Origin of the sequence: Streptomyces flaveolus, from assembly GCF_014648815.1 — a bacterium.
GTDB lineage: Bacteria > Actinomycetota > Actinomycetes > Streptomycetales > Streptomycetaceae > Streptomyces > Streptomyces flaveolus.
On sequence record NZ_BMRV01000029.1, the window covers coordinates 1 to 12,518 of the forward strand.

8 protein-coding genes, 2 tRNA genes, 2 pseudogenes and 1 riboswitch are annotated in these 12,518 nt (G+C 72.1%); of the genes and pseudogenes, 10 read left to right on the plus strand and 2 right to left on the minus strand.

Translation table 11 applies throughout. The features are described 5' to 3' along the window. The 5 genes and pseudogenes from IEZ05_RS36700 to IEZ05_RS35630 all read left to right on the plus strand — a co-directional run. Positions 1-469: pseudogene (locus IEZ05_RS36700) on the plus strand (DEAD/DEAH box helicase); the annotation flags it as partial. 193 nt (positions 470-662) lie between these two features. Then, entirely contained in the window at positions 663-983 is a 321-nt protein-coding gene (locus IEZ05_RS35620) for a hypothetical protein (RefSeq protein ID WP_189234476.1), read from the plus strand. Between the two features lie 37 nt (positions 984-1,020). Continuing rightward, positions 1,021-1,416: pseudogene (locus tag IEZ05_RS37175) on the plus strand (FG-GAP repeat domain-containing protein); the annotation flags it as partial. Positions 1,417-1,596: 180 nt separating this feature from the next. Continuing rightward, the gene (locus tag IEZ05_RS35625; RefSeq protein ID WP_229870009.1) at positions 1,597-3,132 is read left to right on the plus strand and encodes an amino acid permease; all 1,536 of its coding nucleotides are present in this window, start codon (positions 1,597-1,599) and stop codon (positions 3,130-3,132) included. Between the two features lie 108 nt (positions 3,133-3,240). Then, positions 3,241-3,313, plus strand: a tRNA-Lys gene (locus IEZ05_RS35630). A gap of 61 nt (positions 3,314-3,374) precedes the next feature. On the opposite strand, the gene IEZ05_RS35635 is transcribed toward IEZ05_RS35630, so the two are convergent. Then, positions 3,375-5,684 (minus strand): peptidoglycan recognition protein family protein, encoded by a 2,310-nt coding sequence (locus tag IEZ05_RS35635; RefSeq protein WP_229870007.1) that lies wholly within the window; start codon positions 5,682-5,684, stop codon positions 3,375-3,377. Between the two features lie 258 nt (positions 5,685-5,942). On the opposite strand from IEZ05_RS35635, the gene IEZ05_RS35640 reads away from it, so the two are divergent. From IEZ05_RS35640 to IEZ05_RS35660, 5 genes are all read left to right on the plus strand, one after another. Further along, the gene (locus IEZ05_RS35640; RefSeq protein ID WP_189234478.1) at positions 5,943-7,076 is read left to right on the plus strand and encodes a dihydrofolate reductase family protein; all 1,134 of its coding nucleotides are present in this window, start codon (positions 5,943-5,945) and stop codon (positions 7,074-7,076) included. A gap of 52 nt (positions 7,077-7,128) precedes the next feature. Continuing rightward, positions 7,129-7,202 (plus strand) — tRNA-Met (locus tag IEZ05_RS35645). 178 nt (positions 7,203-7,380) lie between these two features. Then, positions 7,381-8,568, plus strand: coding sequence for a PP2C family protein-serine/threonine phosphatase (locus tag IEZ05_RS35650; RefSeq protein ID WP_229870008.1), 1,188 nt, complete (start codon positions 7,381-7,383; stop codon positions 8,566-8,568). A gap of 261 nt (positions 8,569-8,829) precedes the next feature. Continuing rightward, positions 8,830-8,987, plus strand: a riboswitch (cyclic di-AMP (ydaO/yuaA leader). A gap of 10 nt (positions 8,988-8,997) precedes the next feature. Next, positions 8,998-10,026 (plus strand): M23 family metallopeptidase, encoded by a 1,029-nt coding sequence (locus tag IEZ05_RS35655; protein WP_189234480.1) that lies wholly within the window; start codon positions 8,998-9,000, stop codon positions 10,024-10,026. A 156-nt stretch (positions 10,027-10,182) separates the two neighbouring features. Then, on the plus strand, positions 10,183-11,127 hold the full coding sequence (locus IEZ05_RS35660; protein ID WP_189234481.1) for an aldo/keto reductase: 945 nt from the start codon (positions 10,183-10,185) through the stop codon (positions 11,125-11,127). Between the two features lie 19 nt (positions 11,128-11,146). On the opposite strand, the gene IEZ05_RS35665 is transcribed toward IEZ05_RS35660, so the two are convergent. After that, positions 11,147-12,508: a PrsW family intramembrane metalloprotease gene (locus IEZ05_RS35665; RefSeq protein ID WP_189234482.1), complete on the minus strand. Its 1,362-nt coding sequence runs from the start codon at positions 12,506-12,508 to the stop codon at positions 11,147-11,149. Between the last annotated feature and the right edge of the window lie 10 nt (positions 12,509-12,518).

Below are 12,518 nucleotides of genomic sequence, written 5' to 3' on the forward strand. Positions count from 1 at the left end.
TTCGTTCGAGCGCCGTGACGACCGTGGCGGGTTCCGCCGCGACGACCGTCGTGACGACCGGGGCGACCGTGGTGGCTTCCGTCGGGACGACCGTCGTGACGACCGTGGCGGCCGTTCGTTCGAGCGCCGTGACGACCGCGGCGACCGGGGCGACCGTGGCGGGTTCCGCCGTGACGACCGTCGTGACGACCGTGGCGGCCGTTCCTTCGAGCGTCGCGACGACCGCGGCGACCGTGGTGGCTTCCGCCGCGACGACCGCCCCGGCCACCGTGGCAGCGACCGTCCGTTCAACCGTGACCGCCAGGGCGACCGCTCCGGCAGCGACCGTCCGTTCAACCGCGACCGCCAGGGCGACCGCCCCGGCTTCCGCAGCGGCGGTCACGACCGCCCGTACGGCCGCCGTGACGACCACCGTGGTTCCTCCTTCGGCCGCCGCGACGACAAGCCGCGCTGGAAGCGCAACGGCTGACGTCGGCTGACCGACGCACCGCAAGGGCCCGCACGACTCCTGTCGTGCGGGCCCTTCCGCATTCCCGTCTCTTTCCGCTACCGCCGCCCCCGACGTGTTGCTGGCATCCCCGGGCTTGGCATGTCCATGGCGGCCGAGGGACTCGGGAGCGCCGCCGCGGCATGCCGTTTCCCGCATCCCTGGGGAGGGACCCTTGACCCGGCGTGCCCGGATCGCGCTCACTCTGACCTGCCTGGCCGCCCTCGGCGCCGGCTCCCTGACCACCGCCGTCCCGGCCGGCGCCGCCGACCCGGTGCCCACTTCGATCCAGACGGACGGCGTGTGGGGCATCGACTACGCGGGCGGCTTCCTGACCACCGTGGAGAACACCCCGAGCGGCTTCCAGTGGGTGATCGGCCGCCGGATATCGGCGGACGGTTCGACGGTGCTGGACGAGACCAGCCGGGGGTTCGCCGGCACGCACGCCGAGGGCAGCCACGCCGAACGGGTGCCGTGCGACGCTGCCCGGCGGTGAGTTGCGCCGCTACCGGGGCACGTGCGGCGGCTCGTACGTGCCGTCGAGCAGCCACACCTCCCTCGGCACGGGGTGGAACGCGTACAACGTCCTCACCGCCGTCGGTGATGTCACCGGCGACGGGCGCAGCGAGCTGGTCGCCCGCAAGGCGTCGACCGGGGACGTCCACCTGTTCGTCGCCGACGGAAAGGGCGGGCTCGCGCCGGTGGTCAGGATCGCCTCGGGGTGGACCGGCTACACGCGCGTCGTCGGCGCCGGAGACCTGACCGGCGACGGGTACGGCGACCTGCTGGCCCGCGACAGCGCCGGGACGCTGTGGCGGTACGACGGCCGGGGCAACGGCACGTTCGGGTCCCGCGCGCAGGTCTTCACCCAGTGGGCCGTCGGTTACGACGCCATCGTCGGGGGCGGGGACATCACCGGGGACGGCAGGCCCGACCTGGTCGAGCGGGACACCGCGGGCAACCTGTTCCGCAACGACGGCGACGGCAAGGGATCCTTCGGCGCCCGTGTGCAGATCGGGTCCGGTTGGCAGGGCTACACGGGCCTGTTCCAGCCAACCAGGCCTCACTGTGACGCATGTCACGCCCCCGGTATGGGAATTGCTGGGGGCATGACAGATGACGCCAAGGTGAGTGGGCTGTCGGACGAGGAACGGCTGGCCCAGCTCGGCTACACCCAGGTCCTGGCCCGCCGTATGTCGGCGTTCTCCAACTACGCGGTCTCCTTCACCATCATCTCGGTCCTCTCGGGCTGCCTGACCCTCTATCTGTTCGGCATGAACACGGGCGGCCCCGCCGTGATCACGTGGGGCTGGGTCGCCGTCGGCCTGATGACCCTCTTCGTCGGCCTGGCGATGGCCGAGATCTGCTCGGCGTACCCGACGTCGGCGGGCCTGTACTTCTGGGCGCACCGCCTCGCGCCGCCCCGTACGGCGGCGGCCTGGGCGTGGTTCACGGGCTGGTTCAACGTGCTGGGCCAGGTCGCGGTGACCGCCGGCATCGACTTCGGCGCGGCGTCCTTCCTCGGCGCCTATCTGAACCTCCAGTTCGACTTCGAGGTCACGCCGGGCCGCACGATCCTCCTCTTCGCCGCGATCCTGGTCCTGCACGGCCTGCTGAACACCTTCGGCGTCCGCATCGTCGGCCTGCTGAACAGCGTCAGCGTCTGGTGGCACGTCCTCGGCGTGGCCGTCATCGTCGGCGCCCTGACCTTCGCCCCCGACCACCACCGGTCGGCGTCCTTCGTCTTCGGCGAGTTCGTCAACAACACCGGCTGGGGCAGCGGCGTCTACGTCGTCCTGATCGGCCTGCTGATGGCCCAGTACACCTTCACGGGCTACGACGCCTCCGCCCACATGACGGAGGAGACCCGCGACGCCTCCACCGCGGGCCCGAAGGGCATCGTCCGCTCCATCTGGACGTCCTGGATCGCCGGCTTCGTCCTCCTGCTCGGTTTCACCTTCGCCATCCAGTCCTACGAGGGCGCCCTCGCCTCCCCGACCGGCGCCCCGCCCGCCCAGATCCTGCTCGACGCCCTCGGCGCGACCGCGGGCAAGCTGCTGCTGCTCGTCGTCATCGGGGCGCAGCTCTTCTGCGGGATGGCCTCGGTGACGGCCAACAGCCGCATGATCTACGCCTTCTCACGCGACGGCGCGCTGCCCTGGTCCCACCTCTGGCACACCGTCAGCCCGCGCACCCGCACCCCGGTCGCCGCGGTCTGGCTGGCCGCGCTGGGCGCCCTGGTCCTCGGCCTGCCCTACCTGATCAACGTGACGGCGTACGCGGCGGTGACGTCGATCGCCGTCATCGGCCTCTACATCGCGTACGTCGTCCCGACCTTCCTGCGCCTGCGCAAGGGCGACGCCTTCGAACGCGGGCCCTGGCACCTGGGCCGCTGGTCGCGGGCGGTGGGCGTGGTCGCGGTGACGTGGGTCGGTGTCATCACCGTCCTGTTCATGCTGCCGCAGGTGTCCCCGGTCACCTGGGAGACCTTCAACTACGCGCCGATCGCCGTCCTGGCCGTCCTCGGCTTCGCGGCGACCTGGTGGCTGGCCTCGGCCCGGCACTGGTTCCTCAACCCCGACCACGAACGCACCCGTGCCCGGGCGGCGGCCCGCGCGAACGCGCCCGAGCCGGTGGACCCGTAGCGGCGTTCCGCCCGGCACCCGCGCGACGCGGCCGAGTCCCCGATACCCGATCGGCGTCCCGGCCGCGTCGGGCTATGCTCGGTGTGGCAACATCACGCAACACGCCCTGGGCCCTTAGCTCAATTGGCAGAGCAGTGGACTTTTAATCCATTGGTTGTGGGTTCGAGTCCCACAGGGCCTACCGATGGCACAGCGCCCGGGCCGGCTGAGGCCGGCCCGGGCGCTGTGGCGTTCTCCGGCCGCTACTTGATGTAGACGAGCCCGTCGGTGGTGATGGTGGGGCGGCCGCTGGTGCCGACCACGACGATCTTGACGGTGTGCTTGGCGCTGCCGGACCAGGTCTTCGTCCAGATCGCCTGCCGGTAGAGGGTGGTGGAGGACTTCAGGTCGACCGTGCTGACCTTCACCCCGTCGACGTAGACGTACGCCTGACCCGAGCTGGAGGCCCGGGAGACCACCCAGGAAGCGGAACGGCCGGTGAAGGTCCAGGTGAGGGCGGCGCCCTTGCTCCCGCTGGAGTACGACTTGCCGCCCAGGTAGCTGGTGGAGGAACGGCTCGTCCAGCTGCCGGACCTGACCGCCGACGTCTCCTGGAGGATGACCGGGGTGTAGGCGGCGGACGCGTTGCGGTAGTTGCCGGCGTAGTCGTACGCCTGCATCGACCAGGTGGCGGCCGTGCCCGACGTGGCGGTCCGGTTGTTGGCGGTCCAGGTCGGCGGGAAGGTGGTGGCCGTCGGGGACAGCAGCTTCACCCCGCGCAGTGCCTTGTCGTCGGTCGCCTTCCAGGCGAGGGTGACCGGGACGGCGGTGGTGTTGACCATGCCGGTGCGCAGGGAGAGCTTCGGCGTGGTGGTGAAGACCGGCGCGGTCGTCTCCGCGACGACCGTCAGCGCGGCGGTGGTCACGGTCCTGCCGGACTGGTGCACCGCCCGCACCGCGACGCTGTGGCTGCCCAGGGGCAGGGTCGTGTTCGCGGAGGTGGCCGAGCCGGAAGCGGTGACGACGGTCTTGCCGTCGACCAGCAGCTCATAGCTCTTGACCAGCGACGCGGGTGTGGTGGCCGCCCACTTCACGCTGAGGGCGCCCTTGGTGTAGTACGTCGAGCCGGACAGGGCCGCGCCGCCGACCGAGGCCACCTTCAGCCCCTGCACCGGCCCGGCCGCCCAGGCGCGGATCGTCGGCAGCTGGGCGTAGAGGGAGTTGCCGGGGCACTGGGTGTTGTAGCCGTCGCGGTGACCGGAGATCCGGTTGAAGGTGTACTTGGTGTCCGCGGTGAAGCTGGTGCCGAAGTAGTTCTTCTGGGTGGCACCGGCTTTGAGCTGCACCGTGCCGGCCGGGTCGGCGCCGTACTGGCCGAGCTTCCAGGCGGCGACGCGGGCGACGGAGGCCAGCGCGGCACTGGAGGCACCGGTGGAGGTGTACTCACCGAGCACCGCGATACCTGCGGACTCCCGGTTCCAGCCGTAGGTGTGCGCACCGAGCACCGGCAGGTCGGTGCCGCCCTTGCGGCCCTCGAAGACGGTGCCGCACTTGTCGACCAGGAAGTTGTAGCCGATGTCGTTCCAGCCGTTGACCTGCGTGTGGTACGCGTAGACGCCCCGCACGATCGACGCGGAGTCGGCGCAGGAGTAGTCGTTGGCCCCGTCCGTGTGGTGAACGAAGACGGCCTTCACATCGGCGTTGTACTCGGACGGGTCGGGGCTGAGCGACTCGTCGGCGCCCCAGCCGGCCCGCGAGGTCACCGGCGGCTTGGGCACGGTGGACGGCGGTGCGGACGGCGTCGGCGACGGTGTGGTGGCCGACGGGCTCGGGGACGCGGAGCCGGACGGCGAGCCGGTGGGCGTCGGCGCGGCCGTGGTGTCGGTGGGCGCCGGCGACGTGGAATCGGCCGGCGCGGGGGACGTACTGGTCTCGCCGTCCGTCGGCGTCACCGTCGTACCGTCGGTGGGTGCCGCGGAATCGGCGGGCGTGGCCGCCGGGCTGCTCTCCTCGGCGACGAACGCCGCCGGGCCGGTCGCCTGGGTCTCGGCCTTGGTCACGACGCCCGGGTCGACGAGGTTGACCTCGAGCCCCTTGGGCAGCGTGCCGGTGGTGCCGTCCTCGTGGACGACCTGGACCTGCACGCCGTCGGAGGGACCGACCCACAAGGGCTCGGACGCCCCGCGCATCCCGGCCTCCGGGTCCTCCGGCGGGTCGATGTTCACTTCGAGGTCCCGCCAGGCGCCCCACTCACCGCTCTCCAGATCGCGGGTGCGCACCTGCGCCCTGCCGTCGAGCCCCTCGACGGCCCCCGACCAGGACACGCCGACCAGCGAGAACTGCTCGGTGCCCGTGCGCGGCAGCTCCCGCTTGCCGCGCGCGGTGCCCTTCAGCGCCAGGTCGTAGACCTTCACGGGCCGCTTGGCCCGGCCTGCCGCACCGGGATCGTCGGACGGGCTGGCGACCGCGTACGTCACCACGCCCCCGCCCCCCAGCACCACGGCACCGAGCGTCAGCCACGCCCGTCGTTTCAAACTCAGCGGTCTGTACGCGTGCGACGTACGACGACTCATGACAAACCCACCCCATAGCAAGCCGGCTAAGGCCTCAGAAAGTAGCGTGCGGCACACCCGTCACACGGGTGGCCCATCCCTACAGCGCGCCGTTCACGACGAACATCACGGCGGTGTCGGTGAGCCCTCGCTCGCGAAGCCTGTGAAGCACGTCGAGCGGTGAGCCGAGCGACACCGTACCGGGCGCATGCGGCACGGGCGCCTAGGGTGGCCCCGCCGCACCCCTCGCCCGTCCGCCCGCCCCACCGGAGTACGCCCATGCCCCTCCCGTACGTCCTGCTGTCCGCCGCCGTGTCCCTGGACGGCTACCTGGACGACACCGGTCCCGAGCGGCTCCTGCTGTCCTCCCCGGCCGACTTCGACCGGGTCGACGAGGTGCGCGCGTCCGTCGACGCGATCCTCGTCGGCGCCGGCACGATCCGGGCCGACAACCCGCGGCTGCTGGTGAACTCGGCCGGGCGCCGGGCCGCCCGCGTCGCCGCGGGGAAGCCGGAGTACCCGCTGAAGGTCACGGTCAGCGGGTCGGGCGGGCTGGACCCGACGGCGGCCTTCTGGCACACCGGCGGCGACAAGGTCCTCCTGACCACCGACGAGGGCGCCCGGCGCGCCCACGCGCTCGGGCTCGCCGCCGACGTCGTACCGCTCGGGGACTCCATCGAGTGGCGGGCGGCGCTGGAGCAGCTGCACGACCGGTGGGGTGTGCGGCGGCTGATGGTGGAAGGCGGGGGGACCGTGCACAGCTCCCTGTTGCAGCAGGGGCTCGCCGACGAGCTGCAGCTCGTTCTCGCCCCGCTGTTCGTCGGCGACCCGGACGCTCCCCGGCTGTTCGGGCCCGGTGACTACCAGCGCGGGCGGCTCCGGCTGGTGGAGACGCGGCGGATCGAGGACGTCGTGCTCATGCGCTACCGGCCGACCGCCCCGGGCGCCGCCGGTCACGTGTCCGCCGCCGACCGGCACTGGCTGGCGCTCGCCTGCGAGCTGGCCGAGCTGTGCCCGCCGTCCGGCACGGCGTTCAGCGTGGGGGCGGTGGTCGTCGCCGCCGACGGGACGGAGCTCGCGCGCGGCCACTCGCGGGAGGGCGGCGACCCGGTCGTGCACGCCGAGGAGGCCGCGCTCGCCAAGGTCGATCCGGCCGATCCGCGGCTCACGACCGCCACGGTCTACAGCAGCCTGGAGCCGTGCGCCCGCCGCGCCTCCCGGCCCGCCCCCTGCGCCCGGCTGATCCTCGACGCCGGGGTGCGCCGGGTGGTCACGGCCTGGCGGGAGCCGGACACGTTCGTGCCGGGGGCCGACGGCAGCGGAGTGCTCGCCGCCGGGGGTGCCGTGGTCGTCGTCCTGCCGGAACACGAGGCGGCGGCGAAGGGTCCGAACCGTCACCTGCTGGGCCCCTGAGATACGCGTGTGCGTTCCGCCCCCGACATGACGTACACTGGAGACACAACGACGCGGGGTGGAGCAGCTCGGTAGCTCGCTGGGCTCATAACCCAGAGGTCGCAGGTTCAAATCCTGTCCCCGCTACTCAAGGCCGAAGGCCGGAATCTTCAAGGATTCCGGCCTTCGGTGCGTCCGCGTCTCCGTCACCCGTCCGGCCCCCACGGCTCGCCCCTCGTCGCTCCTCCGGGAAACCTGGAAGGCGGTACGGCAAGCGGCGTGGACGTGCAGGGGCGGCGGGAGACGAGTGGTGCGGCCAGGTGACGTGGACGGCGAAGGACCGTATGCCAGGGCCGGTGGCCGGCTGCCCGCCGATCCCGTGCCCGACCCCGGCCTCGGCGCCGCCCCGATGCCCGTGCCTCCCGTCGGGGCGGTGCGGCGGCGGACCCCGTACGGCCGGACCTTCGTGCGCCTGCTCCCCGTCCTGCTGATCGTCGTGGCCGTCCTGTACGACCTCTTCACCCCCCGGTACTTCACCGCCGGCCCCCTCTGGACGGCCGCGCCCCTGGTCGCTGCTCCCCTCTACTCACGTCGCGGCACCGTGCTCACCGGTGCCGCGGTGGTCGCCACCGTCATCGGGCTCCAGCTGAGCAAGGGCGTCATCCACTACGTGGACTCGCTCACCGAACTGATCACCATCGCGACGGTCGCCGCCCTCGCCGTCTTCGTGAACGCCTTCGTCCGCCGCACCGACGAGCGCCTCGCCTCCACCCGCGAGATCGCCGAGGCCGCCCAGCGCGCCGTGCTGCCCGAGCCCGCCGAGCGGATCGGCGGCTTCGAGATCGCCGCCTGCTACGAGGCGGCGCAGGCCGACGCCTTCATCGGCGGCGACCTGTACGCGGTGCAGGACAGCGCGCGCGGCGTGCGGCTCATCGTCGGCGACGTGCGCGGCAAGGGCATGGGCGCGGTGGCCGCCGTCGCCGTGGTCATCGGTGCCTTCCGGGAGGCCGCCGAGCAGGAGGCGACGCTGGAGGCGGTCGCGCAGCGGCTGGAGCGGGCGCTGGCGCGCGAGGGCACCCGGCGGGACGGGCTGGACGCCTTCGAGGGGTTCACCACCGCCGTCCTCGCCGAACTCCCGCACGGCGACGGCATCGTCCGCGTCGTCAACCGCGGCCATCCGCCGCCGCTGCTGCTGCACGCCGACGGCACCGTGCACCCGGTGCAGGCCGGGGAGTTCGCGCTGCCGCTCGGGATGGGCGAGCTGGGGGTGTGGCCCGACCGCGCGGTGCAGGCCGGGTTCCCCGGCGGTGCCACACTGCTGCTGTACACCGACGGGTTGTCCGAGGCCCGCGACGCCCACGGCCGGTTCTACGACCCCCACGCGCGGCTGACCGGCCGCGTGTTCCGGCATCCGGCCCACCTGCTCGACACCCTCGCCGACGAGGTGCGCAGGCACTCCGGGGGCGGCACCACGGACGACATGGCGTTGCTCGCCGTACGCCGTCGGCCCTGAGCGGCGCCCCGACCTTGATCACTATCACCGCCGGTGACGACGCGACCGCCCTCCGCATAACAACTGACACACCGTCATAAACGCGTGATGTGAAGTCGTGATCTGAGAGGCGGTCAACTCGCCCGGATTTTGCCCTTCATGAGTCGTACGTCCCGGCCGGAATCCTTAATGATCAGACGGAACGGCTTGGAATCAGCACCTCGCGTCTATTAACGTTCGATAACGCAGCGCGGTCGTCCCAGCCGTCACAGAAGGCGGCTCCGTGCGCACGCGCCGAATCCCGTGAGGGAACCGGGGAACCACCACTTTGGGGTGAATCGGGCGTATGCCGCCGTGGAGACACGGCACGTATACGCGCGTAGGAGACCTTCCTGCTCCGAACCCGTCAGCTAACCCGGTAGGCGGAAGGAAGGAAAGGAGTACGCCCACGTGGCGTCCAACCGGCCTGCCCCCGAGGCCCCGTTCGTGCCGAGCGCGCACGACACCGAAACCTTCGGTTACGACGGCTACCGTGCCGAAGAGGGCCCCTGGGAGGAGTGGAACCCCACCGCGGAGTCCATCCGTCCCGTGCGCGGCCGGCACCGCGTCGCCAAGCAGCGCGGCGGGCTCGCCCGCAGTTCCACCGTCCTCGGCGTCGGTGTCATAGCGGCCGTCGGAGCGGGCGGCATGGCGAGCGCCCAGACCGGCAAGCCGCCGGTGTCGATCTCGATGCCCGACCTGCCGAACGTCGGCTCGCTCATCTCCGACGACGAGCCGGAGCCCGAGGTCTCAGCCACCCCGCTCAGCGGCATCGGCGTGACCACCACCGACACCGCCGAGGGCACCACCGACGCCGGTGAGGTCCTGCGGGCGCGCATCATGCAGCAGGCCGAGCAGCAGCAGGTCCAGGTCGAGACCAAGGCCGCCGCCGAGGCCGCCGCGAAGGCCGAGAAGGAGGCCGCGGAGGCCGCCGCCAAGGCGGAGAAGGAGGCCGAGGCCAAGGCCGCCGCCGCCAAGAAGAAGGCGGAGGAGGAGGCCGCGAAGAAGGCCGAGGCCGAGCGGCTCGCCGAGCTGGCCAAGCAGTTCACGCTGCCGACCTCCTCGTACACGATCTCCTCCACCTTCGGCCAGGCGGGCCCCTACTGGGCCTCCGGTCACCACACCGGCCTCGACTTCGCCGCCCCCACGGGCACGCTGCTCAAGGCGGTGCACAGCGGCACCATCACGTCGGCCGGTTACGAAGGCTCGTACGGCTACAAGACGGTGCTCACCCTCGACGACGGCACCGAGATCTGGTACGCCCACCAGTCCTCCATCAACGTCAGCGTCGGCCAGAAGGTCACCACCGGCGAGGTCATCGGCCGCGTCGGCGCCACCGGCAACGTCACCGGCGCTCACCTCCACATGGAGGTCCACACGGCCGACGGCGGCGGCATCGACCCCATGGCGTGGCTGCAGAGCAAGGGCCTCACCCTCTGAGCCCTGCACCGCGCGGTGCTCGTCCCTTCTGAGCCCCGGCGGTCCTGACGGCGACCCCCCGACGTCAGGGCTGCCGGTTCGCGCGAGCCGCCGGTTTGCGGGAACTTTGCCCCGCCCCCGGAATCGCGGGCTCCGGTGGAGTCGTTGACGCAGTACATGACTTCTCTGCGCAAGCTCGGCTCCTCCGACCTCGAGGTCTTCCCGCTCGCCCTCGGCGGCAACGTCTTCGGCTGGACCGCCGACCAGGACACCTCCTTCGCCGTCCTCGACGCCTACACCGCCGCCGGCGGCAACTTCGTCGACACCGCCGACTCCTACTCCGCGTGGGTCGAGGGCAACAGCGGCGGCGAGTCCGAGACCCTCATCGGCAAGTGGCTCGCGGCGCGCGGCAACCGCGCCGACGTCGTGATCGCCACGAAGGTCAGCCAGCACCCGGAGTACCCCGGTCTGTCCGCCGCCAACATCAAGGCCGCGGCCGATGCCTCGCTGCGCCGCCTGGGCACCGACCACATCGACCTCTACTACACCCACTTCGACAAGCCCGAGGTGCCGGTCGAGGAGATCATCGGCGCGCTGGACGAACTGGTGCGCGCCGGCAAGGTCCGGCACATCGCCGCCTCCAACATCACGGCGGAGCGGCTCGCGGCGTCCCTGGAGTTCTCCGACCGTGAGGGCCTCGCCCGGTACGTGGCCCTCCAGCCCCACTACAACCTGGTCTCGCGCGACACGTACGAGGGGGAGCTGCGCGACCTCGCCGAGCGGGCCGGTCTGGCCGCCGTTCCGTACTACGCCCTCGCGTCCGGCTTCCTCACCGGCAAGTACCGGCCCGGTACGGCCGTCGACAGCCCGCGGGCGGGCGGTGCCGCCAAGCACCTGGAGAGCGAGCGCGGCCGGCGGGTGCTCACGGTCCTGGACGAGATTTCCGAGGCCCACGGCGTGCCGGTCGCCACGGTGGCCCTGGCCTGGCTGGCGGCCCAGCCGACGGTGGCCGCGCCGATCGCGTCCGCCCGGACCGTTCAGCAGCTGCCGGCGCTGCTGGGAGTGGCGGATCTGGAACTGACGGAGGCGGAGGTGCTCAGGCTGACGGAGGCGTCCGCCTGAGGGGCCTTCTCGGCTGCCGCTACGTCCGGTACGGGTTCTGGGGCGGGTACGCGGTGTAGGGGGCGTAGGCGGGCGTGGCGTACGAGGTGACGTACGGGGCCTGTGCGGTGTACGGCGTGGGTGCCGCGTGCGCCCCGTACGCCGGCCAGGGCGGTACGGCCACCGGGACGGGCGGCGCCGTGGCCCGGGCCGCGTAGTCCAGTGCCGGGCGCGCCGTGTTCCGCCGGCGCCACAGCTCGGCCAGCAACTCCCGTTCCCGTACGACGTAGTCGGCGCCCGCCCTGCCCCGGCGCCCGCGCTGCCGCAGGAACGCCAGCGAGGTCGCGTACGCCTCGTACTCCGCCACCGTCCGCGCCGCCGGCTTCCCGGCGTGGCGGCGAGCGTGCTGCCGGGCGATGCGCCGCGCCCGCATCGACCCCAGTGCGAACGGTTCGGCCGGCGTCAGCCAGCCGGCCACCGCGTAGACGGGCAGCTCGGCCCGCACGGCGCCGAGTTCGCGCTGCCGGGTCCAGACCGCCAGCCAGGTCAGCAGGCCGAAGGCCGGCACCATGAACGCCCCGTACACGGCGAAGAAGCCGTACTCACCGAGCGAGGCCGAGCCGTTCCACAGCGCGTGCATGCCCATCGCGAGCAGCAGGCCGCACAGGGGGAGAAGCACGCGCCGCAGGCGCCCGCGGTCGGCGGAGAGCGCGGTGATGCCGAAACCGATGCCGGTGAGCACGGTGAACAGCGGGTGGGCGAACGGCGACAGGACGACACGGACGAAGAAGGTCGCCGCGGTCACCGAGGCGATGCCCCGGTCGCCGGTGAGCTGGTCGGTGCCGAAGGCGGTGCCCAGGTAGAGGATGTTCTCGGTGAAGGCGAAGCCCGTGGCGGTGACACCGGCTATGACGACGCCGTCGACGATGCCGGTGAAGTTTCGCCTGCGGAAGAGGAAGACCAGGAGGACGGCCGCGGCCTTGGCGGACTCCTCCACGACCGGCGCTATCACGGTGGCGCCCAGGGTGTCCGCGCCCGTGGGATCGGCCGTGGCCGTCGCTATCCATCTCGTCGCGAAGCTGTTGGCGACGATCGCTATCAGCGCCGCCGCGCAGGCACCCCAGGCGAAGGAGAACAGCAGGTTCCGCCAGGGGCCCGGATCGACCCGGTCCAGCCAGCGGAAGGCGGCCATGAGCAGCGGCACCGGGAAGACCGCGAGCCCCAGACCCACCAGGAACCCCTGGGTGCCGGTCTGTTCGCGCACCAGGGCCAGGATCACCAGGCCGGAGAGCGCGAGCAGGGTGACCAGCGCGCCGTAACGCACCCAGGTGCGCTGCCACCAGTGCGGATGCCTCTGCGGATGAGTGGGCGGACGCGTCGGATACGGGGGACAGGTGGCCACGGCATGGACC

What these genes read in the sequence shown, in the direction of transcription:
- IEZ05_RS35625 (WP_229870009.1), top strand. Translation starts at nt 1,597, where the DNA reads ATGACAGATGACGCCAAGGTGAGTGGGCTGTCGGACGAGGAACGGCTG.
- IEZ05_RS35635 (WP_229870007.1), bottom strand. Translation starts at nt 5,684, where the DNA reads ATGAGTCGTCGTACGTCGCACGCGTACAGACCGCTGAGTTTGAAACGA.
- IEZ05_RS35640 (WP_189234478.1), top strand. Translation starts at nt 5,943, where the DNA reads ATGCCCCTCCCGTACGTCCTGCTGTCCGCCGCCGTGTCCCTGGACGGC.
- IEZ05_RS35660 (WP_189234481.1), top strand. Translation starts at nt 10,183, where the DNA reads ATGACTTCTCTGCGCAAGCTCGGCTCCTCCGACCTCGAGGTCTTCCCG.